Below are 26,170 nucleotides of genomic sequence, written 5' to 3'. Positions count from 1 at the left end.
TTCGTCAGTTGCCGGATTCAGACGGGCGTGTAAAAAAGGCGCCGCTCGTTCTGACATTCGCTATCTCCCATTTCAAACACCCGGCAATTATCCGGCCGGCGCTCGTAAATGGTACAGCGCATGGTGTCACGATCAAGCGCCGCGCACCAGCCGTCGTCCAGCCGTCGCATGACCCAGCCACCCCACTCGTCCTGCGTTGAAAACCGGCCAGGCACATCATCGCCGTCCATCAGCATGACTTCAAGCTGACAGCAGCAGGCAGCGCAGCTATCACAGGAAATGTCTTTGGGGGATTCCTGAAAGATAATCTGACTGGAACGCAACATCTCAGTGCAGATCGACTGCGTGTTGCTTCAACTGGTCAAGCGATACGATTTCGAGAGCGGCCTGATTGGTCGAGTTCAGCGAAACCTTGGGGGCCTTGCCGGCAATATATGCCTGAAGCCAGCGAGCGGCACAAAGGCACCAGCGCTGTCCGGCCTTGAGGCCGGAAAAACCGAATTCCGGACGCGGCGTAGACAAATCGTTACCGGCTGCCTTCGAATAGGCGAGGAATTCCTCGGTCAGCACCACACAGATCGTATGGCTGCCAAAGTCATCTTCCGAAGTATTACAGCAACCGTCCCGGAGAAATCCGGTGACCGGGTTGTCGCTACAGGTCATCAGCGGGCCACCCAGCACGTTGAGTTGGCTGCCGCTGCCGGGGATCTCGCGAAACTTCATGGGTGACTAGGCGACTTCGTCAATCCAGGCTTGCTGGATGGCTTCGAGAATCTTTTCGCCACAATGTTTGGGGTCGTCATTGAATCCAGGCAAGACCATAACCCAGTCGCGCAGATCGACAAAATTGATCTTCAACGGGTCTTTGTCTGGATGGGCATCGGTTAACTCGATGGCGATATCGTTGATGTCAGTCCATTTCATTTGCGGTGGCCCTCCTTCGCCATGTTGATACTGTATTTCGGAATTTCGACCGTTAACGGCGTTGACCGCACGATTGCCTGACATCCCAGACGCGAATTGGGTTCCAGGCCCCAAGCCTTGTCCAGCAAGTCTTCTTCAATGTCCTCTGCGGCTTCGAGTGAGTTGAAGCCTTCACGAACGATGACATGGCAGGTGGTGCAAGCGCAGGACATTTCGCAGGCGTGATCGAGTTCGATCTCATTGGCCAGTAGATTTTCGCAGATCGACTTGCCCTCTTCCGCATCAATCACCGCGCCATCCGGGCACAATTCAACATGCGGCAGCACAATTATTTGTGTCATGCGTCTTCTCCCATTTTGATGTCGTCCACATTGCGGCCGGACAACACCTTTTTGATGCTTTGATCCATACGGCGATGGGCAAAGGCCTGTGTTTCGAAGCCGAGGTCATCCATGGCGATATTGATCTGGCGGCGATTTTCGCCTCTCATCGTTTCGGCCAACTTGGCGATTGTGGCCTTGATCTTGGCTGTCTCTGCTTCATTCAACAGATGAGGATCTTCCTTCATTGCCGCTTCGGTGGCTTCGATCATGCGCTGCCCTTCGACAATGGCTTCCTTCAGCGCGCGATTGATTGCATCGTCCTTGGCATGCTCCATCGAATCCTTGAGCATGCCAGCGATTTCGTCATCAGACAGCCCGTAGGACGGCTTGACCGTCACGCTGGATTCGACACCTGTTGTCTGCTCGCGCGCGGCCACCGAAAGCAAACCATCGGCATCAACCTGAAAAGTTACGCGAATACGTGCTGCACCGGCCACCATCGGCGGAATACCGCGCAGCTCAAAACGAGCCAGGGAACGGCAGTCACTGACCAGTTCGCGCTCGCCTTGGACGACATGGATGGCCATTGCCGTCTGTCCATCCTTGAAAGTCGTAAATTCCTGCGCGCGCGCTGTCGGAATGGTGGAATTGCGTGGAATGACCTTTTCGGTCAGCCCCCCCATGGTTTCCAAGCCCAGCGATAGCGGAATCACATCGAGCAGCAGCCAGTCATCCTTGCCCGTCTTGTTACCGACTAACAGATTGGCTTGCGTAGCAGCGCCGAGCGCCACTACTTTGTCCGGATCGAGATTTGTCAGAGGCTCCTGACGGAAGAAATCGCCGACCGCCTTCTGAACCTGTGGCATGCGGGTTGATCCACCGACCATAACCACCCCCTTGACGTCGTCGGCACGCAGGCCGGCATCGCGCAAGGCTTTCTTGACCGGTTGCATGGTCTTCGAGATCAGCGTCTGGGCGATCTCGGCAAAAGTTGCGACATCCAACTTGATGTCGACCATTTCGCCAGAGGTCAGGCGCACCGTAATCTGTGCTTCCGGGTGGTTGGTCAGGTATTCCTTCGCTTCGCGGCAGCGCATCATCAAGAGACGGCCATCTTCTGGCGAGAGCGGCTGCAACTTGGCCTGCTCGATAACCCAGCAGAAAATACGGTGGTCGAAATCGTCGCCACCGAGGGCGGAGTCGCCGCCAGTGGACATCACTTCAAAAACGCCCTTGGTTAGCTTCAGAATCGAGATATCGAATGTGCCACCGCCCAAATCATAGACGGCATAGACGCCTTCCGACGCATTATCCAAGCCGTAGGCGATAGCGGCGGCAGTCGGTTCGTTGAGCAGGCGCAGAACATTGAGGCCGGCCAGACGAGCGGCATCCTTGGTGGCCTGACGTTGCGCATCGTCGAAATAGGCAGGAACGGTAATCACAGCACCTACCAGATCGTCACCCAAGGCAGCTTCGGCACGCAATTTGAGGCTTTTCAGAATTTCTGCCGAGACTTCTACCGGGCTCTTGATCCCAGCAATCGTCTTGACCTTGACCATGCCTGGCGCTTCAATAAAATCGTAGGGCATCGATTCGACATGCGAAATATCCTTCAGCCCACGCCCCATGAAGCGTTTGACCGAAACTATCGTGTTGTGCGGATCAACTGCCTGCTTGGTCTGGGCGTCATAGCCGACTTCGGTCGTGCCATCGGCGTGGTAGCGGACCACTGAAGGCAGCAGCGGGCGACCCTGATCATCGTTAAGGCAGACGGCGATGCCACTGCGTACGGTGGCAACCAGCGAATTAGTCGTGCCAAGATCGATACCGATAGCGAGTTTGTGCTCGTGCGGTGCCGCTGATTCGCCGGGTTCGGCGATTTGAAACAGAGCCATTTTTATTCTTCCAGCGACGCCAGCGCGTCGTCGATTTCGTGCAAAAGTTTTTCCAGAAACATCAGCCGGCGAACACGGTCTGTCGCCAAGGCGAGATCCCCTGAGTCGTCAATCAACTGCCCCAGTTCGTCATAACGGCCATTGATGTCACCACGCAAGCGGTTGTGAAGACGCTCCAACTCGTGGTGATCACCGCCATCGCGCGCTTCCATCACCGCCTCGCGCCATTCCATCTGCTCAATCAGAAAATCAGCCGGCATGGCGGTATTGCTTTCCGCCTGAATATCATGACCGGCCAGATGCAGCAGGTACTTGGCCCGTTCCAGCGGTTTCTTCAGTGTTTGATAAGCCTCGTTCGCATGGGTAGCCCACTGCATGGAAAGCCGACGCTCAGCATCCCCAGCATTGACAAACCGATCCGGATGCACCTGGGCCTGAATATCGCGATAGCGAGAATCAAGATCTGACAAATCGAGCCGAAAAGCCCGATTCAGCCCAAAAAGGGAGAAGTGGTCGGCTCGAAAATCCATCAGACGTTAAACGATTCGCCGCAGCCGCACTGATCCTTGACGTTCGGGTTGTTGAACTTGAAGCCCTCATTCAATCCCTCGCGGGTGAAATCGAGTTCCATCCCGTCAAGGTAAGGCATGCTTTTGGCGTCAACGATCACCTTTACGCCGTTGTGTTCGAAGACCAGATCGTCAGGATTCACCTCGTCGACGAATTCCAGCTTGTAAGCCATGCCTGAACAGCCGCTAGTCCGTACGCCGAGGCGAAGGCCAATGCCTTTGCCGCGTTTGGTCAGGAAGTTGGCGACGTGTTGTGCCGCCTTGTCGCTCAAGGTGACTGCCATGCTTATTCTCCGTGCTTCTTCTTGTAATCGGCCACGGCTGCCTTGATGGCATCCTCGGCCAGAATCGAACAGTGAATTTTAACCGGCGGAAGGGCTAGTTCTTCAGCGATTTCAGTATTTTTGATCGACAGCGCCTGATCAACCGTTTTGCCCTTGACCCACTCAGTGACCAACGACGACGAAGCAATGGCCGATCCGCATCCGTAGGTCTTGAATTTGGCGTCCTCAATCACGCCTGCCTTGTTCACTTTGATCTGCAACTTCATTACGTCGCCGCATGCCGGGGCGCCGACCATGCCGGTACCAACGCCATCATCTTCCTTGCCGAATGAACCGACGTTACGTGGATTCTCATAGTGATCAATGACTTTTACGCTATAGCTCATGTTAATTCTCCTTGAATTTCTTTAGTGGGCGGCCCATTGCACGGTGCTCAGGTCGATGCCGTCTTTGTACATATCCCATAGCGGCGAAAGATCACGTAATTTGGAAACTTTCGCATGCAACAATTTGATTGCATAGTCGATTTCCTCTTCTGTCGTGAAGCGACCGATACTGAAGCGAATGGAACTATGGGCCAGTTCGTCATCGCGCCCCAAAGCACGCAACACATAGGAAGGCTCCAAACTGGCCGAAGTGCAAGCCGAGCCGGAAGAGACTGCCAAATCCTTGATTGCCATGATCATTGACTCGCCTTCAACATATGCAAAGCTAATGTTCAGATTGTGCGCCACGCGGTGCGTAAGGTCACCATTGACGTAGGTCGCCTCGATATCCTGCAGGCCCTTCAACAGCTTGTCGCGCAGCGCGCCGACGCGCTTGTTTTCCTCGGCCATTTCTTCTTTGGCCAGACGGAAGCATTCACCCATCCCGACGATCTGATGCGTCGGCAAGGTCCCGGAACGGAAACCACGTTCATGGCCACCACCGTGCATCTGTGCCTCAAGGCGAATACGCGGCTTACGACGGACATAAAGGGCACCAATACCTTTCGGACCGTAGGTCTTGTGGGCACAGAAGCTCATCAAATCGACCTTGAGCTTGCTCAAATCGATATCCACCTTGCCGGTTGCCTGCGCGGCATCGACGTGGAAAATGATCCCCTTCTCGCGGCAGATCTCACCGAGCTCGGCGATCGGCTGGATGACACCGACTTCGTTGTTTACGAACATCACCGAAGCTAGCACGGTATCCGGGCGTATTGCCGCCTTGAAGACTTCCAGATCAAGCAGGCCGTCATCCTTTACATCAAGGTAGGTTGCCTCAAAGCCCTGACGTTCCAATTCGCGCACGGTATCGAGAACGGCCTTGTGCTCGGTCTTGACCGTGATGATGTGCTTGCCCTTGGTTCCGGCATAGAAATTGGCGGCGCCCTTGATAGCTAGGTTATTCGACTCGGTAGCGCCAGAAGTCCAGATAATTTCCTTTGGATCTGCGTTGACCAGGTCCGCAACCTGCTCTCGCGCCTCTTCAACCGCCGCGTCAGCTACCCAGCCAAAGCTGTGCGAACGCGACGCGGGGTTGCCAAAATGCTCACACAGGTAGGGAATCATTTTTTCTGCGACGCGCGGGTCGACCGGTGTGGTTGCCGAGTAATCCAGGTAGATCGGGAGTTTCATCTTCATTCTCGCTAAGTCGGGTTATTCAGTCAGCTTAGTTGGCTACAACCGCTGTCAGTCCCTGCAGGCGTCCGACGGTAACCTGCAAGGCATCAATAAATTGGTCAATCTCTGTTTCGGTATTACTTATTCCCACACTCACACGTACTGCGCCACGAGCAATCTCCGGAGCCACCCCCATGGCGCGCAGGACATGCGACGGTTCCGGGTTGGCGCTTGAACAGGCTGCACCACTAGCCACCGCAAATCCTTCACGATCCAGCTTTCCGACCAGCGTTTCACCATCAATATCGCGAAACGCAAAATAACTGGTATTTGGCAGTTTTTTCGAGTTGACCGCGAAGATCGTTGCCCCAAGCGCTACCAGCCGATTTTCCAGTTTGCATATCAGCAATCGCAAACGTTCAGGCAATTCGGCAACGCGTTGTGCCGCAAGTTCCGCAGCCACACCAAATCCAACAATGGCTGCCACATTTTCAGTCCCGGATCGAAGTCCACGCTCATGACCACCGCCAGCAATCAAGGGCTGCAATTCAACACGCTTGTCGAGCACCAGCGCGGCAGCCCCTTTCGGTCCGTATGCCTTATGGGCAGACAGTGTCATGGCATGCACCCCGGCCAGACTAAGCGCACGAAAATCGATATCCAGCTTGCCCAGCGCTTGTACCGCGTCTGTATGAAACCAGCTTCCACAAGCCTTCGCAGCAGTCGCCAACCCGGCAACATCCTGAATCACGCCCGTTTCATTATTGGCCAACATTATCGAAACAAGCTTGGGCTTCGCCTGCACAGCTTCGCGAAAATCTGCGAAATTGACCCTACAAGCGCCGTCGACCGCTATATACCTGAGTTGCCAGCCATTTGCGACCAGTTGCGCCGCAGGCTTGAGAACACAAGGATGTTCGATAGCACTTATGGCAATGATGCCCGGCTTGAAGCCGGCAGCAGCACCTTTCAAAAACAGATTATTAGCCTCGCTGCCACCACTGGTAAAAACCACTTCTGTCGGATGCGCATTGACTGCGGCCGCCACTTTCTGCCGCGCCTCGTCAATCGCTTGCCGTGCCTGCCGGCCATATTCATGACGACTGGAAGCATTTCCAAAATTGCTTTCCAGCCAAGGAAGCATGGCGGCCAGAACCGCCGAATCAAGTGGTGTCGTAGCATTGTGGTCCAGATAGACAGGTCGTGGCATAAGCGGATCAGGCGACTAGCGACACCTTGTCGCGCCCATTGCCCGAACGAGGCGAAGAGCCAAGCCCACGCTTGTCTTCAAGCACAATGGTCGCTGGACCACGCTTCAGTTTTTCTTTTTCAACAAGATCGGCCAGCGTCACTGAGGCCAGATAGTCATACATCTTGGTATTTAGCGTCGACCACAGGTCATGCGTCATACAGCGATGCTCATCATGACAGTTTTCCCGACCACCACACTGGGTCGCGTCGAGTTGCTCGTCAACAGCACGAATGATATCGGCCACCGCCACCTGAGAAACAGGTCGAGCGATGCAATAACCACCGCCAGGTCCGCGCACGCTATCCACCAGCTTGTAACGGCGTAACTTGCCGAACAATTGTTCCAAATAAGAGAGCGATATTTTTTGCCGTTCGCTGATGCTAGCCAGCGCCACCGGACCGTCTTCCCCACGCAAGGCAAGATCCATCATGGCGGTTACAGCAAAACGTCCTTTGGTGGTCAAACGCATTCCGAACTCCTGAAAATAACCAAGTGTTACAGTCAACTATATATAAACCAGATTAATTTAGTCAACTATTTTGCTCAGGTATTTTGGATCAAACACATCAGCCGGTTGCACATCCTGATCACACTTGACACCTTGCGCATCAAGCTCTTTCACCAGTGATGCCAGACGTCGATCAGTTTCAGCAGCGTGATCTAGCAAGGCATGAATAGCCTTGGCTACTGGATCATCCTGATCCCTTGCCACGGCATAGGCAGAAAACCCAAGCTTCTCGGCCTGCGCCTCACGCTGGCGAGTCTGCTCGGCATTTTCAATAATCCGTGCAGGATTGCCAACGGCCGTGGCACCCGCTGGCACAGGCTTGGTAACGACTGCATTGGAACCAACCTTGGCGCCAGCAGAAATTGTAATCGGACCAAGCACCTTGGCGCCCGCGCCGATAACGACGCCGCTCTCAAGCGTGGGATGGCGCTTACCTTTGTTCCATGAAGTTCCGCCAAGGGTAACCCCATGATAAAGCGTAACATCGTCACCGATCACCGCGGTTTCGCCAATCACGACACCCATGCCGTGATCGATAAAAAACCGACGGCCAACAGTCGCTCCTGGATGAATCTCGATCCCGGTCAGCATGCGGGAAAGGTGCGCAGTGAAACGACCCAGCCAGCGCAAACGATGTCCCCAAAGCCAATGCGCTAGGCGGTGAATGATCAGGGCATGAATACCCGGATAGCAGGTAAGCACCTCCCAGAACGAGCGGGCGGCCGGATCGCGGTCGAAAACCGCACGGATGTCCTCACGCAAACTCCGGAACATGAAACCTTGCCTCCCTATCGATCAAGGGGCGATTTTAAAATACTCGACTGAAATTGTCAGCTATTTTCCCTGTAGCCCTGTCACGCCAAGAACTTATAATGCTTTTCTGATAACCCATACACGCTTAAGCTTATTTATGCTGGAGAAGGCTCCGCACTAGCCTTCTCCAGCATAAACTGCGATAGAAACCAAAATAGAAAATGACAGATCTCAATCAGGAATTAAAGGCATTCATCATCGAGACAATGAATCTCGAAGACACTACCCCGAACGATATTGGCGATTACACCCTACTCTTTGCCGATGATGGATTGGGGCTGGATTCGATCGATGCACTCGAACTAGTACTGGCCTTGAAAAAGACCTATGGCATCGTGCTCGAAGCAAACAACGAGCAAGCACGCCAACATCTGCGTACCGTTGCATCGCTGGTCGCATTAATTGAGGCATTTCAGGCCCCAAAAAGCTGATATCAAAAAAATGATAGCACCAACAGGTGCCATCATTTTTGTTCGGATTCCATCTCCGCGGATCAACCTTTAGGTGATGACTTACGAATGCGCATCATGCCTAGCAAACCGATACCCAATAAGGCAAGATAACCCGGTTCTGAGACCTTTGTGGTTGTACCACCGCACTGCGCGGAACCTGTGGCACAAACCGTCCCGGTGACCGAAGCCAACTTCAAATAATCATTACCTAATGACCAATTCATATTTCCACCAACTAACGGATTGTAGGCGCCAATTAGCCAAAAGGAGGAATAAACACCGGCAGATGAATTAGCCACGCCATTACTATTCACGCTATTAAGCGATCGATTCTCATAGTCTGTAGCATCGTTATATTGCCCAACCAGAGTCCATCCTGAATCCAAAGAACTCCAAGTTTTTGTCGCCAAACCCTGATTCCCTGCCGCACCCTGAAAAGCCATTACGGTGTAATCTGAGTCACCGCCCTGAGATGCATAATCACTAGTCCCAGTCCAGCCGAAACTGACATTCGTCAAATTAACAGCCTGGGAAAACGACAGCAATACCATCTCATATCGCTGATTGTTGTCAATGGCATGCTCCGGAGCGGTACTTTGAACATCACCAACATCACAAGTACTGCCGGAAGAACAACCATCCAAGTTATTAATACCCAGACCTCCGGAGTACAGAACCACATTACTGTTTGCTGGTTGCAGTTGTAATGGGCCACCGGACTGATTAGCGTTGGTGCCGGTATCAGCCCACCCCGTTGAAGTAACGGAAACAGATGACACAGTAACAGTACCTGTATTCAATACCCAAGTCGTAGCGCCGAAAACACTCCCAGCTGCCAATAGCCCTATTGCACCAAGCGTCAAGTTAAGTTTAGTTGTCATCACATTCCCCATTAAATACCCTTAAATACTCACCAGCAATATATATACCAATAGTTAAAACCAATTATGTTTCAGTGTATTACCTAAAGCCATAACGCTTCGCGATCAAGACCTGTAAAGATTACCGACACTAGAATGCCGAGTTCAAATACCCAGTTCTGTCTTTAGCTGACTGAACATTGGATTATGTGCCGCGCCTCCCCAATTTGCGACCGCTGCGCGCATTTCGTCACGCGCCTCCTCATTACGTCCGATTTTTGCAAGAGCATAGGCAAGATGGAACCTAAATTCTCCATTTTCCGGACTGCGCAACCGGGCTTCACGGAGATAACGCAAGCCCGCCTCATTCTGACCCTTGCTTACCAAGATCCAGCCCAAGGTGTCAGCATAAGCAGAATTATTAGGTGAAAGTTTTAGAGCCTGTTCGGCAACTTCCTGAGCCAGTGGGTCATTCATCTGCAAAAGCAGATTGGCATAGTTATTGATCGATATAGCGTCTTCAGGCGTACTTGCAATTACGCGCCTGTAGCTCTCTTTTGCTGCTGCTAGCTGACCTGCACGAAATTGGGATTCAGCCAGGGCTTTTTGTGCCAGCCTGTCATCAGTATGCCTCTTGACCCAAGCCTCAAGAAAAGCAGATGCTTTGCCAGCATCTCCTGCAGCCATATGCGCAGTAACAAGCGCCAGAGCATTGCCTGTATTCTCTTCTCGGGTAAGTAGCTTTGTATAACCAGCGATGGCCGAAGAAAACTGACCTCGTGACATCGCCAAATCAGCGCTAGCCCGAGCCGTTTCGATCGCATTTGGATATTTGGCGGAGAGCGCCTTTAGGGCTACATCAGCTTTGACGGCATCGCCGCGTCGTGCCTCAACCTGAACAGCTAAAGCAAGCGCTGAAATATCGACAGGATTGCCCTGCAGCGCCTTATACACACTGTAAGCTGCCCCATCCGGGTTGGCTGCAATTATCTGCAAACGTGCTATTACTACCTGAGCCCTAGCATCGAACTCAGCCAAACGGGTCGCTCCTGTCAATATTGTCCGGGCATCAGCGGTGGCGCCATTTGCCAGATAAGTTCGTGCTAAAGTAAGTTGCACTTTCAAGTTTCCAGGGAATTTACCGGCCAGTTCCTTTGCTGCTGTTAGCGCCTGATCGCCCTTGTGCTGATTTAAGTATATTTCTATCAACACCAAGCTTGGATTGGGATCGATTCGCTGCACCTCGCCGGCCTTGACCAAATAACGAATTGCCTCAGACGACCGACCTGCACGCTGCTCCAGCTGGCCATATTCAAATAGCACTTGAGGATCGTTGCTATCTACCTTCAATAAACCATCCAGACGACGGCGCGCTTCTTCAAATCGTCTTTCCCCAATATCCAGACGCGAAAGATTCAGGACCGTTGGCCCAAAGGTCGGGTCTTTGGCAAGTACCTGTGCGTATACCGTGCGCGCCCCCGCCTTATCACCAATAGCCCCTTTTATCGACCCCTGGAAATTCAATACAGTCAGATTGGCTGGATCACGCTTGACCATCGACTCAGCGATCTTGAGCGACTTCTCCGTCTTACCAACGCGAACATAGCGCGTCGCCAACGCCATCCCGGAGCGGACATCAGCCGGATTGGCGGCATAGGCTTTTTCAAGACTGCTCAAACCCAGCTCTGTTTGCCCCAAGCCTAACTGGCTAAAGCCCAGAGAGCGATTCATATCCGAAGAGCCTGTTCGCGAAGCTGCCTTTTCAAGCAATCTACTGGCTTGCGCATAGCGCCGCTGGGATAAATTTATCGTTCCGAGCAGGAACATTACCTGCGGGTCTTCGGGCATTGCGCGTTGCAGCGACTCGAGCAAGGGCTGGGCGCGTCCATAGTCCTTGGTTTCGACATAAATCGAAGCCATTAACTTTTTAGCACCAAGATTATTTGGGCTACGCGAGATGATTACATCCAAATATTCGCGAGCTTTTTGATGATTACCGAGACCATAGTGGGCCAGGGCTGCCGCCATCAATAGCTGTTCACGCCTAGCCAGCCAGGCTGGAGGCAGAGCATCGACAGTCCGCGTCACCTCGCCAAGCGCCTCGGAGACTGCCTTGACATCGCCTTTACGGCCAGCCACCACTGAGCGCAAATAGGCTGCGCGTGGCTCGTCTTCGGCATTTTCTTTCAGATAATCAAGATCTTTGCGCGCCTCCGAATCTCGATTCAGATCGATAAGCAGTGCTGCGCGGGCAACGCGGGCATCAACATGTTTCGGGTTCAGAGCCAAGACTTTGTCATAGGCTGCCATAGCACCGGAAACCTCGAATGAAGCATGAAGGACCGCCGCTTTAACGTTCCATGCAAAAGCATTATTGGGAGCGAGTTCAACAGCCTTGCTTGCTTTTTCCTTCGCCTGCTCAAGCCGACCAGCAGCCAACAGCATAGGAACCTCAGCGATCAGCGGCGAGGCTGACTTTGAATCAATGGCCTTCGCATTCTCGAGACTCTGAGTAGCCAGACTATTATTTCCGGACTCAAAATAGGCGTTCGCGCGCATGGTCAGCACTTCAACCTGCATGGCAGGCGACAGTCCGGAAGCTGAAATTTTTTCGATGACTGCCTCGGGGCGGCCTAATGCGAGGTAAACTTGCCCAAGCGGCAGCGCGACTTCACCACGATTGACGCCCTGCTTTAAAGCCTCTTCAAACGCCGCTTCGGCACCTTTCAGATCGCCATTTCTGAGCAAGGCCTTGCCGAGCAAAAGGTGCGCCGCCAGCATCTTCGAATCTTGCTGAATCGCATTTTTAAGCTGGATGACAGCTGCAGGAATTTCATTGCGGTCATAGCGCTTAAGGGCGTCCTCGTAATAACCTGAGGCCTTTTCCGGGGTTGCCAACACGTTGGAAACACAACTTACCCCGACAAGAAGCAAGGCAGATGAGCGAAGAGCAAGGTCAATCTTTCGCCTCGCCATCCTCGAACAAGGCCAGCTGCCAAACGATCTTTGAAGATTCATGATGGTCACTGCGCGTAGTTGAGTGGAATGTGGCAATCAGGGCGACTCGCCCTTGAATTACCAAATCCAATACTACTGAGCTGTAACACTCACCAGATATGCACTTTTTCACGAACCCAAATCGATTCCAAGAACCATGCGTGGGAATCAGCAAAAATACATCACGCCCTATCTAACTTCGATAGACACGGACTTCCCCGATTTTCCGCCCGCCTTCTGAATCAATTCAGCAATATCGGTATTGTTGAAGCGCAAAGCAATATCAAGTGCCGTTTCGCCACTATCAAGCGTACGGCCCAGATCAGCCTTTGTAGCAATCAACAGTCGCGCGACATCAAGATGACCGCCGCGCGATGCGGCAATCAGGGGAGTCGTGCCATTCTCGGATGCCAGATTGACATCAGCACCGGCCTTGATCAATAGCCTGGCTATATCCAGATGACCACTGAAAGCGGCATACGCAAGAGGAGTCCAACCTTGCATATTCACTGCGGCGCCACCCGCCAGCAGCAGCTCAACCACTTTCTGATGACCGCGAAAGGCCGCCAAACGCAAAGCCGTATCTCCAGCTGCATTGCGTGCATTGAGCTTGGCGTGGTTCTTGACAAGGAAATCAACCGTTTCAACATGCCCATCACGGGCTGCCAGCATCAACAGCGTATTACCATCAATATCCGTTGTATCAACGGACGCCCCTTTTCCAGCAAGTTTGGTCAGTTCGGACGTATCACCCATCTTGGCAGCATTGATCAGGTCATCGTAGGTTGCTGCGCCGACCATCAAAGGGAAGGCCAACACGAGTGCTACGGTCAACAGGGATTTTTTGATGATTTTCATAATTTTCTTGCGTGTTGGAACAGCGAATAGAAGTTATCGGTCGTAGCCTGATGAACCGACTCTATTGAAATTGAACGCAGCTTGGCGATTTCTTCGGCAACATGCCGCACGTAAGCAGGCTCGTTGGGCTTGCCACGGAAGGGTACCGGCGCCAGATAAGGCGAATCCGTTTCTACCAGAATGCGATCAAGCGGACACTTTTGAGCTACATCCTTGACGATCGTCGCATTTTTGAAAGTAACGATGCCCGAAAATGACAGGTAAAACCCGAGATCAAGTGCCAAGCGGGCAATTTCCCAGTTCTCCGTAAAGCAATGCATGACGCCGCCTACCGCGTCTGCACTCTCGTCCTTGAGAACGCGCAGCGTATCTGCAGCGGAATCCCGCGTGTGCACAACCAGCGGCTTGTTGCAACGGCGTGCCGCGCGGATATGAGTTCTGAATCGTTCGCGCTGCCACTCGGGCTGATCTTTATGCCAGTAGTAGTCGAGGCCGGTTTCGCCGATCGCAATTACCTTGGGGTGTTTAGCCAGCGCAACCAGCCTTGCCTCATCCGGCTCCTCAACATCGGTATATTCCGGATGTACGCCAACAGTCGCGTATAGCTGCGCATGTTGCTCAGCCAGTGCGAGCACGTTCGGAAAATCCTCAAGATTTACCCCGATGCAAACTGCCACGCCAACATCGTTGTCCTGCATACGCTGCAAAACATCAGGCATTCGATTTGCAAGATCGGGAAAATCAAGGTGGCAGTGAGAATCAACCAGCATGCAGGCCGATCAAAGCGTATGGGTTGGGCGTGCAGACTGCATCACACCACCCAGCAAACCTTCAATCTTACGGCGGGCTTCCTGGCCACTTTCGTCATTATTAAAATGGACCCCAATGCCTTGCGCCCGGCCATTCTGTGCGCCAGCCGGCGTAATCCAGACGACAGTGCCTGCAATCGGCAGCTTGGCTGGATCATCCATCAGCGACAGCAACATAAATACCTCATCACCAATGCCGTAGCCACGAGTCGTTGGAATAAAAATGCCACCACTGCGCAGATGCGGCATAAACGCCGCATAAAGGGCGGATTTTGAATTGATATTGAGCGAGAGAACGCTGGGACGCTGCGGAGCGGGTTTTACTTCACTCATTATTAATCAATTGGCAAACAGGGCTCGATAATCCAGAAGAATGCCTTCCAGGAAGAGACGTGCATTGAGCGGTTGCTCTGCCTCTTGGCGGCGTGTGATCAAGGCCCGATACAAATGTATCAAGCGTTCAGGTGGAATCATATCAGCCAAGCCCGAAATAATGGATTGTTGCGGCAGAAAATATCGGATAGGCAGCGCATTCCTGGCCAGCGTCAAATCCACCAACCATTTTTGCAAGGCCTCAACGACTTGCTTTAGCGTCAGTTTACCCTTGCTGTCTTTAATGGATTTCTCCATCTCCGCCGCAATTGATAACGGGTCACCATTTGGCCCAAGCCCCATGCGCGTTGCCAGCAACTCCAGCCAGGCACCTTGCCCGGAAGCAGCCAACTCCATTGCCAACCCGGGAGCCCCCCCTGCCATCGCCAGCCAACGCTCCGGCTGAGTCACTCCTTCGTCAGCCAATACTTTTTGTGCCAGCTTGGTGGCTGGCACCGGCACCGGCACAGCCTGGCAGCGACTACGGATGGTTGGCAACAAGCGCATTGGCTCACTTGAAACCATTAGAAACAATGTATCTGGAGCAGGTTCTTCAAGTGTTTTAAGAAGTGAGTTCGCGGCATTTCTGTTCATCGCTTCAGTTGGATTAACCAGAATAATCCGCAAGCCACCGCGATGAGTGCCAATGTTAAAAAACTCATCCAGCGCTCGCACCTGATCGATAGTGATTTGCTGACTGGGCTTTTTCTTGCCATCCTCAACCACCGCTTCATCGCCGAGCGCATCGGGTTGCAGCAAGCGAAAATCTGGATGATTTCCCTGCTCAAACCAATTGCAGGCCAGGCATTTTCCGCATGGCAAACCATCAATCGTGGGCGACTCGCACAGCAGACTGGCGGCAAATCGCCGGGCCAGTTCAAATTTACCCAAGCCCTTTTGCCCTATAAATAGCAGCGAATGAGGCAATTTGCTGCGCCTTGACTGAAGACCTGACCAGACCTTTGAATGGAGATCAATTATGTTCATAAACAGATCATTGAGACAATTTGATCAAGTTGTTTACGAATATTATCGAGGGTGCTATCTGCATTCACCACCCGCATTCTCGATGGGCTGGTGTGTGCCCTTTCCAGATACGCCTGACGCACACGCTCATGGAAATCGACCCGCTCCTGTTCGAATTTATCGAGCACACGATTTGCCAGCACGATCCGCTCGCGGGCTATCTCGAGCGGCAGGTCGAACAACAGAGTGAGATCCGGCTGCAGGTGTTCATGAACCCAGTGTTCCAGTATCAGGAACTTGGCCCTATCCAGCCCCCGACCACCACCTTGATAGGCATAGGTCGCATCGCTGAAGCGGTCACAGATTACCCATTCACCCCGAGCCAGCGCTGGCTCAATCAATTTAGCCAGATGCTCCCGACGCGCCGCAAACATCAGCAAGGTTTCGGTTTCCAGATGCATTGGCTCGTTGAGCAGGAGTGTCCGCAATTTTTCGCCCAGTTCAGTACCACCAGGTTCGCGAGTTACCTGAACCACGATGCCTCGTGAACGCAGCAATTCAGCTAGCCATTCGACATGGCTGCTCTTGCCGGCACCGTCAATACCTTCGAAAGTGATGAATTTACCTTTCACTTGCCACCTCTTTGATATCTGTTAACTGCGTTATTGTGCTCATCCAGCGTCTGCGAAAAGTGACTACTGCCATCGCCACGTGCGACAAAATACAGCGCGTCGCTTTGCGCCGGATTGAGCGCGGCGTGTATGGAAGCTTGCCCCGGCATGGCAATCGGCGTTGGCGGCAAGCCACGCCGCGAATAGGTATTGTACGGAGTGTCGGCAAGCAGGTCGCGCCTTCTGAGATTGCCATCAAATGCTTCGCCGAGGCCGTAAATAACCGTTGGATCAGTTTGCAGCAACATGCCCTTGCGTAACCGATTGACGAATACCGCTGCAACCAAACTGCGATCAGACTCGCGTCCGGTTTCCTTTTCGACAATCGAAGCCATGATCAGTGCTTCATCAGGGGTTTTGTAAGGAAGCCCCTCCGCACGCTGCGCCCATTCCTTGTCCAGCTTGCGCCGCATGGCGCGATTGGCACGGGCCAGCAATTCGAGATCGGAGGACTGTTTGTCGAAAAGATAAGTATCCGGAAACAGCAAGCCTTCAAGACTGGCGGCAGTGAGACCCATGCGCTCGAGAATCTGCGCTTCGCTCAAACCACGCAGGTCGTGCTTCAGATCGGGATGGTTATCCATCCGGGCGCGCCATTGGCGGAAAGTCCAGCCTTCCACCAAAGTCAATTCACCTTGCGTCACCTTGCCTTTGAGCAGTTTATCCAGCAGTTGAACGGGGGTAACGCCTTCGCTAACCTCGTAGCTACCGGCCTTGATGGCCGTATCCGATCTGTTGAAGCGAGCCAGTGCGGCGAGAAAAGTCGGATCGACATTGATGCCGGCCTCGCGCATTTGCGCTATCGCAGAGCGCAGGCTACTGCCAACTGTCACCCTGAAGTCGAGCGGTGAAGTTTTGAGGGTGAGCGGTTGATTTGCCCACCACCATACGCCACCTGCCAAGCCGGCGAGCAGCAATAGAACAACGGAAAACAGTTTGGAGAGGAAGCGCACGGGAACTCGAGTGGAGCAAGCAGGTCTTGCCCGTGTGGAACGAGCACGTTATAACGAACGATATAATAAACGAAACCCAATCAGGAGCCCTCATGAACCCCAACTGGCGCAGCTTTCTGGAATCGACCGAAGGTGTCTTCGACAGCGATGCGGCTGAACTTCTCAACTTCGGCGATGCGACCGGCGAATTGCTGGCGGCCACGCAACGTACCGTTGTCGTTCCGCTCACTCACCTTGCCCTGATCGAGGCAACAGGTGACGATGCCAAGGCTTTCCTGCACAGCCAGTTCACCAGCGATATCAATCATCTGGCCGACCATCAGGCACAGCATGCTGGCTGGTGTACCGCCAAAGGTCGCATGCAAGCCAGCTTCATCGCATGGCGCCAGGGAGAAAGTTATTTCCTCGGTCTGTCGGCCGATCTGCAGGAAGCCACGCAAAAGCGCCTGCAAATGTTCGTGCTGCGCTCCAAAGTCAAACTCATCAATCTGACCAACACCATGATCATGCTCGGCCTGTCCGGCCCGCAGGCTGAAGAAGCCCTCGCGGATGCCGGACTCCCCTGCCCGGCCGACGCCATGGCCACGTCGAGTCACCAGGGGACGACTGTCATTCGCCTCGACGCCGTCCGTTTCGTCGTCGTTGCGCCGGAGTCTGCCATGGCCTCGCTATGGCAAAAATTGACTGTCAAGGCCCGTCCTGCCGGCTTGCCGGCATGGCGCTGGCTCGATATTCAGTCAGCTTTCCCTCTCGTCACCTTGGCCACCAAAGAAGAGTTTGTGCCGCAAATGGCGGATTTCGAGAAGATAGGCGGAGTCAGTTTCCACAAAGGTTGCTATCCCGGCCAGGAAATCGTGGCGCGCACGCAGTACCTCGGCAAGGTCAAGCGACACCTATTTCGCCTGACCAGTCAGCAGCCGCTCAAGGCAGGCGATGTGCTGCATTCACCTGACAACCCGGACCAATCCTGCGGTATGGTGATGACCGTTTCGCCATCGCCAGCGGGTGGTTACGAAGCGCTGGCCGTGGTTCAGAGCAATTTTGCCGACAACATCCGCCTGGGCTCACTGGAAGGCCCGACGGTGACGGCTGCTGCGGTCAACCCGTAAAAACGGCCAAAAATGAAATGTGTCTGATCATCGTCGGCTGGCGGGTTCATCCGGATTACCCGCTGGTCGTCGCCGCCAATCGCGACGAGTTTTATGCCCGGCCGACGGCACAACTCTCTCGCTGGCCAGATGCACCGGAGATCATGGGCGGACTTGATCTTGAAGCGGGTGGCACATGGCTGGGTATCAGCGAAGCCGGGAGATTTGCAGCAATCACCAACGTCCGCGAACCCGGCATGGCAGCCGGTGATCTGTCGCGAGGCGCACTGACACGAAACTTTCTGCAGTCCTGCTTATCAGCGCTTGATTACGCCTCAACCATCGATGGCAGGCGGTATTCCGGTTTCAATCTGTTGATGGCAGACGGTGAATCGCTGGCCTATTTTTCCAATCGCGATGGCGAGGCACGCGCACTTTCCCCGGGCATTTACGGACTCTCCAATTACCGGCTCGACACTCCCTGGCCCAAACTGCTGGCCGCTCGCGAGAATTTCTCTGAGGCACTGATCAAGCTACCCGATGAGTCGGCTTTTTTTGAACTACTGGGTGACGCGTCGATCATCGCCGACGAGAGCTTGCCGAGTACCGGCGTTTCACTCGAATGGGAACGCCTGTTATCGGCCATTTTTGTTAAATCGGAAACCTACGGCACCCGCGCCTCAACGCTGGCCTGGCAGCGTGCTGATGGCGTCGTCACCGTGCACGAAAACAGCTTTGGCCCAAATGGCCAGCCCCTTCAGTCTTCGGTGATCTCTACTTCCGAATAATTCGGCACGAGATCGAATAGCTCGACAATATCAGCGTTGCGCATGCGCACGCAGCCATGCGAACCCGGCAGACCCATTTCCGCAGAATCCGGACTGCCGTGAATGTAAATGTAACGTCGCATCGTATCGACACAGCCCAGCCGATTACAACCCGGCTCGCAACCGGAAAGCCAAAGAATGCGCGTCAAAATCCAGTCACGACCGGGGAAAGCCTCACCCAGCTCTGGCGACCAGATCTCGCCGGTCGGACGGCGACGTACGAAGACGGTGTTTTCAGGCAGCCCGGCGCCAATTTTTGCCCGAATAACGTGATGCCCGCGCGGCGTCTGAAAACTGCCGAACACCTCGCCAACCCCTGCCAAAGCGGTGGACACCGGATACTCGCGAACAACCCTGCCCTGATCGTCAAAGACGGCCATTGCTTGCCGTGCCACTGAAATATGCAGCTTCATGACGATTTTTTGCGGCGTCCCGCAAAAAAAGCGGATAGCATGGCACTGCACTCGTCAGCGAGAACGCCACCCTCGACGGTGGCGTGGTGATTCAGTCGTTCAACGCCAAATAGATCGACGACGCTGCCATGCACCCCTGTCTTGGCATCGCGCGCCCCATAAATGACGCGGCTGATTCGCGCATGCATGATCGCTCCTGCGCACATCGCGCAGGGTTCCAGCGTCACGAACAACTCACAGCCCGGCAAACGATAGTTGCCCAGCACACGTGCAGCGTCGCGCAGTGCAGCGATTTCGGCATGAGCAGTCGGGTCACTCTCACCGATGGGCGAGTTGAAACCGCGGCCAACAATCGCACCATTGAGGACGACGACAGCGCCTACCGGCACTTCACCAAGGCACTCCGCGGCACGCGCCAGCGACATGGCTTCACGCATGAAAAATTCATCTCCAAGGATGACAGGTGCCAAGTCACTCATAGGGCACCTATGCTCGTCATCACCAGATGAAAACACTTACCGATCATAAATTAACCACAAAAATTGTGTCAGAAGGGCAGGAAGTATAGCCGCCCCGGAGCCACCTGCCCTAGCTGCCATGCAGCAACAGACGAACATCAGCCACGATGTCATCGACACTGGCCGTATCTTTGACATACAGCCGCAAGTGCCCAGCTGGGTCGAAAACGTAAGCACCGGAAGAATGATCGATGACATAACCCAGGTCACCAGTCACTGTCTTGCGTGCGGCAAAAACCCTGAATTCTTCGGTGACCGCCTTGGTTTCCGCCGTATCCCCACGCAGACCAAGAAACGTAGGATAAAACCACGGTACAAATTCTTTCAGCCGATCCGCACCATCGCGCTCCGGATCAACCGTGACAAACAAGACCTGAACCTGGGGGGCATCACCACTCAGCGCCTTCATCACCTCGACAAGTCTCGCCAGCATGGTCGGGCAGATATCCGGGCAAGCGGTATAGCCAAAGAACACAACCACGGCTTTGCCGCGAAAATCGTCCAGTGTCCGCTTCTGTCCATGATGGTCAGTCAGGCTCAAGCGGCGCCCGAAAGTTGCACCGGTCAGATCTGTATTGCGAAAAGCCACCGGTGCTCGATTGCAGGCGACCAGCAACGCGCTGGAAAACATGAGAAATAGGCGGCGGTTCATCGTGATAAATATTTCTGAACTATTTCAGGAGAACCGATTCTCAAGCTTAAGGTCGGTTCTCACAAGGGGGAGGGAACAGAATGGAGAGTTGTACGCGTGTATCTCGGGCCACGAAAGTTGTGGGGTTAAAACTTGTCAGAAAGATGCATCGCAACCTGCTTCCCCTCGCTAGTCTAGCGGCGCCGATTTCCGCCAGCGCAGACTACAGTTTCAACTTCCCCGAACCCGTTACCCCCATTGCGCGGGAAACCTTGCATATCCATAACGAGTTCATGCTGGTCATCACGGTGCTTTTCGTCGTGGTGTTCGCCATCATGATTTACTCGATGATCAAGCATCGAAAGAGTTCCGGTCACGCGCCCTCCAAATTCACCGGTCCGACCAGTGCCCTGCAATGGTTCTGGGCACTGATCCCATTTGCCATCCTGCTCTTCATCGATTTCATATTGATGGGCATCCCGGCTGTGCAAGCCATCATCAATATGGAAGACACCAAGACCCGCGCCGACATGGTGCTCAAGATCACCGGGATGCAGTGGAAGTGGCAGTACGAATATCCTGAAGCCGGGGTCAAATTCATCAGCGTGCTCACCACCCCTCGCGAGCAGATCGCCAACAATGAACCGAAGGGCGAAAACTACCTGCTGGAAGTCGACAAGCCAGTCGTGCTTCCCGTAGGCAAAAAAATCCGCGTTCTGCTGACCTCGATTGATGTCATTCATACTTGGTGGGTGCCGCAGTTCGGCGTAAAGCGTGATGCCGTACCGGGCTTTTTGCGTGAAACCTGGCTGCTGATTGAAAAGCCGGGCATCTATCGCGGCCAATGTGCGGAACTCTGCGGCAAGGACCATGGGTTCATGCCTGTGGTTGTCCATGCCGTTCCCGAACCCGAATATCTGGCCTGGCTGGAAACACAAAAGGCCGAGGCCAAGGCTGCCGCGGGTGGTGCTGATCGCACCTGGAGCCGGGATGAGTTGATGGATAAGGGACATGAAGTCTATGAAAAGGTCTGCGCCGCCTGTCACCAACCCAATGGTCAAGGTTTGCCTCCGACTTTCCCCGCACTGTCCGGCAGCAAGGTGGTCAATGGACCACTCCTTGATGCAGGCGGCAAGATCATCACGGACAGTCATGTCGACCGTGTCATGAACGGCAAGGCAGGTACTGCCATGCAGGCATTCCGCAACAGCCTTTCCGATGTCGAGATCGCGTCAATCATCACTTACGAACGCAACAGTTTCGGCAACCACAAGGGCGACATGATTCAACCCGCCCAGATCAAGGCCCTTCGCTAGGAGGCGATCCATGAGCATAGCCACCACCCACCCCGTCGAACACGCAGCCGATAGCTACCATGGTGGCTGGCTACGCTGGCTGACCACGACAAACCACAAAGACATCGGCACGATGTACATGACCTTCTCGCTGATCATGTTCTTCGTTGGCGGGATAATGATCCTCGGCGTTCGCGCCGAACTCTTCCAGCCGGGCCTTCAGCTAATGAAGCCCGAATTTTTCAATCAGTTGATTGGCATCCATGCGCTGGTGATGATTTTCGCCGCTTTGATGCCTGCGGCCACCGGCTTCGCCAACTGGATGATTCCACTGATGATCGGCGCGCCAGACATGGCCTTGCCCCGCCTCAACAACTGGGGATTCTGGCTGCTGCCGCCGGCTGCGATTCTTCTCACCCTGCCCTTCACGCTGGCGCTATTCGGTATTGGCGATGGTGCACTGGCGACCGGCTGGACTTTTTACGCACCGCTGTCGGTGCAGGGCGGCATGGGTGTCGACTTCGCCATCCTTGCCGTACATATCCTCGGCATCTCGTCGATCATGGGATCGATAAACATCATTGTGACCATCTTCAACATGCGCGCCCCCGGGATGACCATGATGAAGCTGCCACTCTTCGCCTGGGGCTGGCTGATCACTGCTTTTCTGTTGATCGCAACCCTGCCAGTGCTGGCTGGCGCGGTCACCATGCTGCTCACTGACAGGCATTTCGGTACGCACTTCTTCGATGCAGCCGGCGGTGGCGATCCCATCCTGTTCCAGCACCTGTTCTGGTTCTTTGGCCATCCTGAAGTTTACATTCTGCTGCTGCCTGTCTGGGGCCTGATCCCGCACGTACTCTCGGCTTTTTCGCGCAAGCCGAGCTACGGCTACAAGGCACAGGTTTACAGCTTTATTGCCATCGGTATTCTTTCGGTCGTGGTCTGGGCTCACCACATCCTGACATCCGGGATGCCGACCCCCGCTCTGATTTACTTCATGTTCAGCACTATGGCAATTTCGCTACCGCTGGCCGTCCTCTTCTTTTGCTGGATAGCCACCATGTGGAAAGGCTCGATGACCTTCGAGACACCCATGCTCTTTGCGATTGGGTTCATTGTCCTGTTCGGCATCGCCGGCCTGACCGGTCTGGTGCTCGCCGATGTCGCCGCCGATGCCCAGTACCACCACAGCTACTTCGTCGTTGCACATTTCCATTACGCGCTCTTTGCCGGCGGCATCATGGGCGTCATGACTGGCGTCTACTACTGGCTGCCCAAATGGACCGGTCACATGTACAGCGAAAAGCTGGGCAAACTGCATTTCTGGCTGACTGTCCTGTCGTTCAACCTCACCTTTATCCCACAGTTCTTCCTGGGACTGGCCGGCATGCCGCGACGCATCCCCGACTATGCATTGCAATTTGCCGAGTTCAACGCAATTTCCAGCGTCGGCGCATTCATTCTCGGCTTTAGCCAACTGATTTTTGCCTGGAATATCTGGTCCTGTGTGCGCGGCGGACCCAAGGTCGATAGTCGCGTCTGGGAAGGCGCTGAAGGCCTGGAGTGGGAGCTTTCATCGCCGCCGCCTCACCACAGCTGGGAAACCCAGCCTGTCATCAAGTGAATGGGGTCCAGGATGAATCAGCCGTTTTCGGATGATGACCTTCAACGCCGCCGCACCGCCTCACGGCGTCTGGGTTGGTTGCTGGGCACCATCGTGTTGGCCATTTATATCGCCGGTTTGTTCATCAAACGCTGATGCCATGGACCGCACACACCCAGCCCCTGTCAATCACAACCGCCTGATCATCCGGCTGCTGGTGATGGTGGCGGCGGCATTCGCGTTCGCCTTTGCGCTGGTTCCTCTCTATAACGTCTTGTGCCGGGTAACTGGCTTCAATGGCAAGGTAACCGGTGAAAAAACAATACGCGATGGTTTCGGCGTTGGTGGCCTCAAAACCGACAAGGTGCCGACCTCGAACATCGATCTGGGGCGCATTGTTCGCGTTGAATTCACCGGCACAGTCATGCCAGGTTTGCCGTGGGACATGCGCCCCTTAACTCTCTCTCTCGACATTCATCCCGGGGAATTGCAGCAAGTCAGCTATCTGGTGCGAAATACCTCGAACCGGACCATCGTCGGTCAGGCTGTACCCAGTATCAGCCCGGGCCAAGCCGCGCAACACTTCGAGAAGATCGAGTGTTTCTGTTTTTCCCAGCAAACGCTTGGCCCTGGTGAAGCACGCGAAATGCCGCTGGCTTTTATCGTCAAACCCGAGGTCGATCGCAACATCAGCCACATCACCCTGTCCTACGCATTTTTCGGCGTCGATGGACAACGCCAAACCCTGAACAGCGGCGCGGAGGCCCGATGAAAACCAATGCCCATCAACTTGCGGATCATGCACATTATTTCGTTCCCAACCCCAGCATCTACCCAGTCATTCTCTCCTTCGGGATGTTCCTTCTCGCACTAGGTTTCATTGAATTGATCAATGGCTTCCATCTGGGCAAGTGGGTCATGCTCGGGGGAACAGGGGTGATTTTTTACGTGCTATTCAACTGGTTTGGACAGGTAATCAGCGAATCCCAGAGTGGTTCGTACCGTGACTGGGAGGATCGGTCATTTCGCTATGGAATGATCTGGTTCATTGCGACCGAGGTGATGTTCTTTGCCGCCTTCTTCGGTGCGTTGTTCTACGTGCGAATCATTTCGGTGCCTGAACTCGGCGGCATGACCGCCGCCAATGGCACGACTCTATGGCCTGACTTCTCCGGCGCCTGGCCAACGAGCGGCCCGAAAGGTACGCCATTTACACCCATGGGCGCCTGGGGAATTCCGGCCTTGAATACGGCTCTGTTGCTCACTTCCGGGGCAACTGTCACCTGGGCTCACTGGGGCGTACTGCGGAATAATCGTCGTCAGCTCTGCCTCGGGCTGGTGGCCACCGTGCTTCTGGGCTGCCTTTTCATCGGTTTCCAGGCCTACGAGTACCACCATGCCTACACCGAAATGGGTCTGACAATGGGCGCTGGCGCCTATGGCGCAACCTTCTTCATGCTCACCGGCTTTCATGGCTTCCACGTCACCCTTGGCACCATCATGCTGGCGGTGATCCTGCTTAGAAGCATGAGCGGCCATTTCACGGCCGAGCGCCATTTTGCCTTTGAGGGCGTCGCCTGGTACTGGCACTTCGTCGACGTCGTCTGGCTGATTCTGTTCGTGTTTGTTTACTGGGTGTAGCCGGGGATGAGCCCAAAACGGAAACCGGCCAACAGCAAAATAAAAAGCGTAATGGACAAACCAATACGCAAGGTCAACGCTCTGGCCGTTCGCTGGCCGGCGCCACGGTCACGATAGAGAAAGACCAGCCCCGAAAACAAACTGCCCACAATGGCCAACAACAGCAACACTACCACTACCCTGAGCATCGATGAGTCTCCCGACAGTCTTTCGTTGGCTCAGTATGCGCGCCCTGCCAAAGGTTCGACAAGGGCAAGTCGGCGGCAGGTGGCCATCATCGGGGCGCTGGCCATGAGCATAGTTCTCCCTGCTTTTATATCGCTTGGGCTGTGGCAGTGGCGAAAATATGAAACCAAGACTCATCTGCAAACCGAACTCGATACGCGCAGTCACGACGCGCCGGTATTGATGCCTTCGGTTCCCGTCGACGCTGAAGGGCTACGCTACCGCATCGTTATTCTGCGCGGCACATTTGATGCCGATCGGCAGATTCTGCTCGACAACCAACTGCATCAGGAACAGGCGGGTTATCACGTCATCACGCCGTTGAAAATTGCTGGATCGACCATGCATGTTCTGGTCAATCGCGGCTGGGTAGCTGCCCCAGCCGATCATAAGATTCTTCCGGTTGCCGACGTACCTGCCGGCGAAATCGAACTGACCGGAATAGCGATTTTGCCGGCCCAGCGTTTCTTCAACCTTGCGCCACAGCCGGCTAGCGGCTGGGATCCCGTCTGGCAAAACCTCGATATCGAGCGCTATCGCCATGTCGTGGATTACCCACTGCAACCTGTCATCATCCAACTCGATCCCGGAAGTCCCGCCGGCTATCTCCGCCAGTGGCCTCGCCCGGACGAACGTGCCGACCGTCACCTGAGCTACGCCCTGCAATGGTTTGGCTTTGCCGTCTCCAGCCTCGGCATATGGGGCTATTTCCTGGTCAGGCGGCAATGAGCCAAGCCGCCCTCCACTCGCCCGGCAACGGTCGCGGCATGCTGCTACTGATTGTTGGCTTGCTCATACTGCCGTTTGTAATTGGCG

The 26,170-nt window shown here is 54.4% G+C and carries 32 protein-coding genes; 8 read left to right on the top strand and 24 right to left on the bottom strand.

Annotated features, from left to right (window positions below; all coding sequences use genetic code 11):
* Positions 1–17 precede the first annotated feature (17 nt).
* Genes IPJ12_13890 through cysE form a run of 12 tightly spaced genes read right to left on the bottom strand, consistent with a single transcriptional unit; the run spans position 18 to position 8,133 of the window.
* The gene (locus IPJ12_13890; protein MBK7648214.1) at positions 18–326 is read right to left on the bottom strand and encodes a YkgJ family cysteine cluster protein; all 309 of its coding nucleotides are present in this window, start codon (positions 324–326) and stop codon (positions 18–20) included.
* A 1-nt stretch (position 327) separates the two neighbouring features.
* On the bottom strand, positions 328–723 hold the full coding sequence (locus tag IPJ12_13885) for a DUF2237 domain-containing protein (GenBank protein MBK7648213.1): 396 nt from the start codon (positions 721–723) through the stop codon (positions 328–330).
* Between the two features lie 6 nt (positions 724–729).
* Positions 730–924 (bottom strand): Fe-S cluster assembly protein IscX, encoded by a 195-nt coding sequence (iscX, locus tag IPJ12_13880; GenBank protein ID MBK7648212.1) that lies wholly within the window; start codon positions 922–924, stop codon positions 730–732.
* The gene (gene fdx, locus IPJ12_13875; protein MBK7648211.1) at positions 921–1,265 is read right to left on the bottom strand and encodes an ISC system 2Fe-2S type ferredoxin; all 345 of its coding nucleotides are present in this window, start codon (positions 1,263–1,265) and stop codon (positions 921–923) included. Before fdx ends, iscX begins: the two co-directional genes overlap by 4 nt.
* Complete coding sequence (gene hscA, locus IPJ12_13870; GenBank protein MBK7648210.1) at positions 1,262–3,142, bottom strand: Fe-S protein assembly chaperone HscA; 1,881 nt, start codon at positions 3,140–3,142, stop codon at positions 1,262–1,264. Before hscA ends, fdx begins: the two co-directional genes overlap by 4 nt.
* A 2-nt stretch (positions 3,143–3,144) precedes the next feature.
* Entirely contained in the window at positions 3,145–3,672 is a 528-nt protein-coding gene (hscB, locus tag IPJ12_13865) for a Fe-S protein assembly co-chaperone HscB (protein MBK7648209.1), read from the bottom strand.
* Positions 3,672–3,995, bottom strand: a complete 324-nt coding sequence (gene iscA / locus IPJ12_13860) for an iron-sulfur cluster assembly protein IscA (protein ID MBK7648208.1) — start codon at positions 3,993–3,995, stop codon at positions 3,672–3,674. The genes hscB and iscA overlap by 1 nt, the downstream gene beginning before the upstream one ends.
* Positions 3,996–3,997: 2 nt before the next feature.
* Positions 3,998–4,381: a Fe-S cluster assembly scaffold IscU gene (gene iscU / locus IPJ12_13855; GenBank protein ID MBK7648207.1), complete on the bottom strand. Its 384-nt coding sequence runs from the start codon at positions 4,379–4,381 to the stop codon at positions 3,998–4,000.
* 21 nt (positions 4,382–4,402) lie between these two features.
* On the bottom strand, positions 4,403–5,614 hold the full coding sequence (locus tag IPJ12_13850) for an IscS subfamily cysteine desulfurase (protein MBK7648206.1): 1,212 nt from the start codon (positions 5,612–5,614) through the stop codon (positions 4,403–4,405).
* Between the two features lie 34 nt (positions 5,615–5,648).
* A complete protein-coding gene (locus IPJ12_13845; GenBank protein ID MBK7648205.1) occupies positions 5,649–6,809 on the bottom strand; it encodes a cysteine desulfurase in 1,161 nt (386 codons plus the stop codon).
* Between the two features lie 7 nt (positions 6,810–6,816).
* Entirely contained in the window at positions 6,817–7,320 is a 504-nt protein-coding gene (iscR, locus tag IPJ12_13840; GenBank protein ID MBK7648204.1) for a Fe-S cluster assembly transcriptional regulator IscR, read from the bottom strand.
* A 57-nt stretch (positions 7,321–7,377) separates the two neighbouring features.
* Entirely contained in the window at positions 7,378–8,133 is a 756-nt protein-coding gene (gene cysE, locus IPJ12_13835) for a serine O-acetyltransferase (protein ID MBK7648203.1), read from the bottom strand.
* Between the two features lie 200 nt (positions 8,134–8,333).
* Here cysE and IPJ12_13830 point away from each other — a divergent pair, with 200 nt between their 5' ends.
* On the top strand, positions 8,334–8,603 hold the full coding sequence (locus tag IPJ12_13830; protein ID MBK7648202.1) for an acyl carrier protein: 270 nt from the start codon (positions 8,334–8,336) through the stop codon (positions 8,601–8,603).
* A 62-nt stretch (positions 8,604–8,665) separates the two neighbouring features.
* Here the strand turns inward: IPJ12_13830 and IPJ12_13825 are convergent, their stop codons facing one another.
* The 8 genes from IPJ12_13825 to mltG form a co-directional block, all read right to left on the bottom strand.
* Positions 8,666–9,505 (bottom strand): hypothetical protein, encoded by an 840-nt coding sequence (locus IPJ12_13825; protein MBK7648201.1) that lies wholly within the window; start codon positions 9,503–9,505, stop codon positions 8,666–8,668.
* Positions 9,506–9,649: 144 nt separating this feature from the next.
* A complete protein-coding gene (gene prsT, locus IPJ12_13820) occupies positions 9,650–12,502 on the bottom strand; it encodes a PEP-CTERM system TPR-repeat protein PrsT (GenBank protein ID MBK7648200.1) in 2,853 nt (950 codons plus the stop codon).
* 168 nt (positions 12,503–12,670) lie between these two features.
* Positions 12,671–13,339: an ankyrin repeat domain-containing protein gene (locus IPJ12_13815; GenBank protein ID MBK7648199.1), complete on the bottom strand. Its 669-nt coding sequence runs from the start codon at positions 13,337–13,339 to the stop codon at positions 12,671–12,673.
* Positions 13,336–14,109 (bottom strand): TatD family hydrolase, encoded by a 774-nt coding sequence (locus tag IPJ12_13810; protein ID MBK7648198.1) that lies wholly within the window; start codon positions 14,107–14,109, stop codon positions 13,336–13,338. Before IPJ12_13810 ends, IPJ12_13815 begins: the two co-directional genes overlap by 4 nt.
* Before the next feature lie 9 nt (positions 14,110–14,118).
* Positions 14,119–14,481 carry a PilZ domain-containing protein gene (locus IPJ12_13805; protein MBK7648197.1) on the bottom strand — a complete coding sequence of 121 codons (363 nt, stop codon included), beginning with the start codon at positions 14,479–14,481 and terminating at the stop codon, positions 14,119–14,121.
* A gap of 6 nt (positions 14,482–14,487) precedes the next feature.
* On the bottom strand, positions 14,488–15,507 hold the full coding sequence (holB, locus tag IPJ12_13800) for a DNA polymerase III subunit delta' (protein ID MBK7648196.1): 1,020 nt from the start codon (positions 15,505–15,507) through the stop codon (positions 14,488–14,490).
* Positions 15,504–16,118, bottom strand: a complete 615-nt coding sequence (locus tag IPJ12_13795; protein MBK7648195.1) for a dTMP kinase — start codon at positions 16,116–16,118, stop codon at positions 15,504–15,506. Before IPJ12_13795 ends, holB begins: the two co-directional genes overlap by 4 nt.
* Positions 16,115–17,110, bottom strand: coding sequence for an endolytic transglycosylase MltG (mltG, locus tag IPJ12_13790; protein ID MBK7648194.1), 996 nt, complete (start codon positions 17,108–17,110; stop codon positions 16,115–16,117). The genes IPJ12_13795 and mltG overlap by 4 nt, the downstream gene beginning before the upstream one ends.
* Before the next feature lie 92 nt (positions 17,111–17,202).
* Between mltG and IPJ12_13785 the strand changes: the two genes are divergently transcribed.
* Entirely contained in the window at positions 17,203–18,219 is a 1,017-nt protein-coding gene (locus IPJ12_13785) for a folate-binding protein YgfZ (protein ID MBK7648193.1), read from the top strand.
* Positions 18,220–18,236: 17 nt separating this feature from the next.
* Positions 18,237–18,986 (top strand): NRDE family protein, encoded by a 750-nt coding sequence (locus IPJ12_13780; protein ID MBK7648192.1) that lies wholly within the window; start codon positions 18,237–18,239, stop codon positions 18,984–18,986.
* Here IPJ12_13780 and IPJ12_13775 read toward each other — a convergent pair.
* From IPJ12_13775 to IPJ12_13765, 3 genes are all read right to left on the bottom strand, one after another.
* Entirely contained in the window at positions 18,956–19,438 is a 483-nt protein-coding gene (locus tag IPJ12_13775) for a L,D-transpeptidase (GenBank protein ID MBK7648191.1), read from the bottom strand. The two genes, IPJ12_13780 and IPJ12_13775, sit on opposite strands and share 31 nt — an antisense overlap.
* Entirely contained in the window at positions 19,435–19,917 is a 483-nt protein-coding gene (gene tadA, locus IPJ12_13770; GenBank protein MBK7648190.1) for a tRNA adenosine(34) deaminase TadA, read from the bottom strand. Before tadA ends, IPJ12_13775 begins: the two co-directional genes overlap by 4 nt.
* Positions 19,918–20,026: 109 nt before the next feature.
* Positions 20,027–20,608, bottom strand: coding sequence for an SCO family protein (locus tag IPJ12_13765; protein ID MBK7648189.1), 582 nt, complete (start codon positions 20,606–20,608; stop codon positions 20,027–20,029).
* Positions 20,609–20,751: 143 nt separating this feature from the next.
* On the opposite strand from IPJ12_13765, the gene coxB reads away from it, so the two are divergent.
* The 4 genes from coxB to IPJ12_13745 all read left to right on the top strand — a co-directional run bounded on the left by coxB (position 20,752) and on the right by IPJ12_13745 (position 25,129).
* Positions 20,752–21,903, top strand: a complete 1,152-nt coding sequence (gene coxB / locus IPJ12_13760; protein MBK7648188.1) for a cytochrome c oxidase subunit II — start codon at positions 20,752–20,754, stop codon at positions 21,901–21,903.
* Between the two features lie 10 nt (positions 21,904–21,913).
* Positions 21,914–23,509: a cytochrome c oxidase subunit I gene (gene ctaD / locus IPJ12_13755; GenBank protein ID MBK7648187.1), complete on the top strand. Its 1,596-nt coding sequence runs from the start codon at positions 21,914–21,916 to the stop codon at positions 23,507–23,509.
* A gap of 139 nt (positions 23,510–23,648) precedes the next feature.
* A complete protein-coding gene (locus IPJ12_13750; GenBank protein ID MBK7648186.1) occupies positions 23,649–24,260 on the top strand; it encodes a cytochrome c oxidase assembly protein in 612 nt (203 codons plus the stop codon).
* On the top strand, positions 24,257–25,129 hold the full coding sequence (locus IPJ12_13745; protein ID MBK7648185.1) for a cytochrome c oxidase subunit 3: 873 nt from the start codon (positions 24,257–24,259) through the stop codon (positions 25,127–25,129). The genes IPJ12_13750 and IPJ12_13745 overlap by 4 nt, the downstream gene beginning before the upstream one ends.
* Here IPJ12_13745 and IPJ12_13740 read toward each other — a convergent pair.
* Entirely contained in the window at positions 25,117–25,317 is a 201-nt protein-coding gene (locus IPJ12_13740) for a twin transmembrane helix small protein (protein MBK7648184.1), read from the bottom strand. The two genes, IPJ12_13745 and IPJ12_13740, sit on opposite strands and share 13 nt — an antisense overlap.
* 79 nt (positions 25,318–25,396) lie before the next feature.
* Between IPJ12_13740 and IPJ12_13735 the strand changes: the two genes are divergently transcribed.
* Positions 25,397–26,083: an SURF1 family protein gene (locus tag IPJ12_13735; protein ID MBK7648183.1), complete on the top strand. Its 687-nt coding sequence runs from the start codon at positions 25,397–25,399 to the stop codon at positions 26,081–26,083.
* Positions 26,084–26,170: the final 87 nt, after the last annotated feature.

The organism is Betaproteobacteria bacterium (genome assembly GCA_016709965.1).
GTDB classification, from domain to species: domain Bacteria; phylum Pseudomonadota; class Gammaproteobacteria; order Burkholderiales; family Rhodocyclaceae; genus Azonexus; species Azonexus amarohabitans.
This window is presented reverse-complemented; position numbering and strand designations above follow the sequence as displayed.

Excerpts from the sequence above, each read along its gene's own strand:
- IPJ12_13745 (MBK7648185.1), top strand. The coding sequence starts at position 24,257 with ATGAAAACCAATGCCCATCAACTTGCGGATCATGCACATTATTTCGTT.
- IPJ12_13805 (MBK7648197.1), bottom strand. The coding sequence starts at position 14,481 with ATGAGTGAAGTAAAACCCGCTCCGCAGCGTCCCAGCGTTCTCTCGCTC.
- IPJ12_13815 (MBK7648199.1), bottom strand. The coding sequence starts at position 13,339 with ATGAAAATCATCAAAAAATCCCTGTTGACCGTAGCACTCGTGTTGGCC.
- IPJ12_13825 (MBK7648201.1), bottom strand. The coding sequence starts at position 9,505 with ATGACAACTAAACTTAACTTGACGCTTGGTGCAATAGGGCTATTGGCA.
- hscA (MBK7648210.1), bottom strand. The coding sequence starts at position 3,142 with ATGGCTCTGTTTCAAATCGCCGAACCCGGCGAATCAGCGGCACCGCAC.
- coxB (MBK7648188.1), top strand. The coding sequence starts at position 20,752 with ATGCATCGCAACCTGCTTCCCCTCGCTAGTCTAGCGGCGCCGATTTCC.
- iscR (MBK7648204.1), bottom strand. The coding sequence starts at position 7,320 with ATGCGTTTGACCACCAAAGGACGTTTTGCTGTAACCGCCATGATGGAT.
- IPJ12_13810 (MBK7648198.1), bottom strand. The coding sequence starts at position 14,109 with ATGCTGGTTGATTCTCACTGCCACCTTGATTTTCCCGATCTTGCAAAT.
- IPJ12_13765 (MBK7648189.1), bottom strand. The coding sequence starts at position 20,608 with ATGAACCGCCGCCTATTTCTCATGTTTTCCAGCGCGTTGCTGGTCGCC.
- iscU (MBK7648207.1), bottom strand. The coding sequence starts at position 4,381 with ATGAGCTATAGCGTAAAAGTCATTGATCACTATGAGAATCCACGTAAC.
- IPJ12_13780 (MBK7648192.1), top strand. The coding sequence starts at position 18,237 with ATGTGTCTGATCATCGTCGGCTGGCGGGTTCATCCGGATTACCCGCTG.
- IPJ12_13890 (MBK7648214.1), bottom strand. The coding sequence starts at position 326 with ATGTTGCGTTCCAGTCAGATTATCTTTCAGGAATCCCCCAAAGACATT.
- tadA (MBK7648190.1), bottom strand. The coding sequence starts at position 19,917 with ATGAGTGACTTGGCACCTGTCATCCTTGGAGATGAATTTTTCATGCGT.
- IPJ12_13845 (MBK7648205.1), bottom strand. The coding sequence starts at position 6,809 with ATGCCACGACCTGTCTATCTGGACCACAATGCTACGACACCACTTGAT.
- iscA (MBK7648208.1), bottom strand. The coding sequence starts at position 3,995 with ATGGCAGTCACCTTGAGCGACAAGGCGGCACAACACGTCGCCAACTTC.
- IPJ12_13885 (MBK7648213.1), bottom strand. The coding sequence starts at position 723 with ATGAAGTTTCGCGAGATCCCCGGCAGCGGCAGCCAACTCAACGTGCTG.
- holB (MBK7648196.1), bottom strand. The coding sequence starts at position 15,507 with ATGAACATAATTGATCTCCATTCAAAGGTCTGGTCAGGTCTTCAGTCA.
- IPJ12_13785 (MBK7648193.1), top strand. The coding sequence starts at position 17,203 with ATGAACCCCAACTGGCGCAGCTTTCTGGAATCGACCGAAGGTGTCTTC.
- fdx (MBK7648211.1), bottom strand. The coding sequence starts at position 1,265 with ATGACACAAATAATTGTGCTGCCGCATGTTGAATTGTGCCCGGATGGC.
- prsT (MBK7648200.1), bottom strand. The coding sequence starts at position 12,502 with ATGAATCTTCAAAGATCGTTTGGCAGCTGGCCTTGTTCGAGGATGGCG.
- iscX (MBK7648212.1), bottom strand. The coding sequence starts at position 924 with ATGAAATGGACTGACATCAACGATATCGCCATCGAGTTAACCGATGCC.
- IPJ12_13850 (MBK7648206.1), bottom strand. The coding sequence starts at position 5,614 with ATGAAACTCCCGATCTACCTGGATTACTCGGCAACCACACCGGTCGAC.
- IPJ12_13830 (MBK7648202.1), top strand. The coding sequence starts at position 8,334 with ATGACAGATCTCAATCAGGAATTAAAGGCATTCATCATCGAGACAATG.
- IPJ12_13775 (MBK7648191.1), bottom strand. The coding sequence starts at position 19,438 with ATGAAGCTGCATATTTCAGTGGCACGGCAAGCAATGGCCGTCTTTGAC.
- ctaD (MBK7648187.1), top strand. The coding sequence starts at position 21,914 with ATGAGCATAGCCACCACCCACCCCGTCGAACACGCAGCCGATAGCTAC.
- hscB (MBK7648209.1), bottom strand. The coding sequence starts at position 3,672 with ATGGATTTTCGAGCCGACCACTTCTCCCTTTTTGGGCTGAATCGGGCT.
- cysE (MBK7648203.1), bottom strand. The coding sequence starts at position 8,133 with ATGTTCCGGAGTTTGCGTGAGGACATCCGTGCGGTTTTCGACCGCGAT.
- IPJ12_13750 (MBK7648186.1), top strand. The coding sequence starts at position 23,649 with ATGGACCGCACACACCCAGCCCCTGTCAATCACAACCGCCTGATCATC.
- IPJ12_13740 (MBK7648184.1), bottom strand. The coding sequence starts at position 25,317 with ATGCTCAGGGTAGTGGTAGTGTTGCTGTTGTTGGCCATTGTGGGCAGT.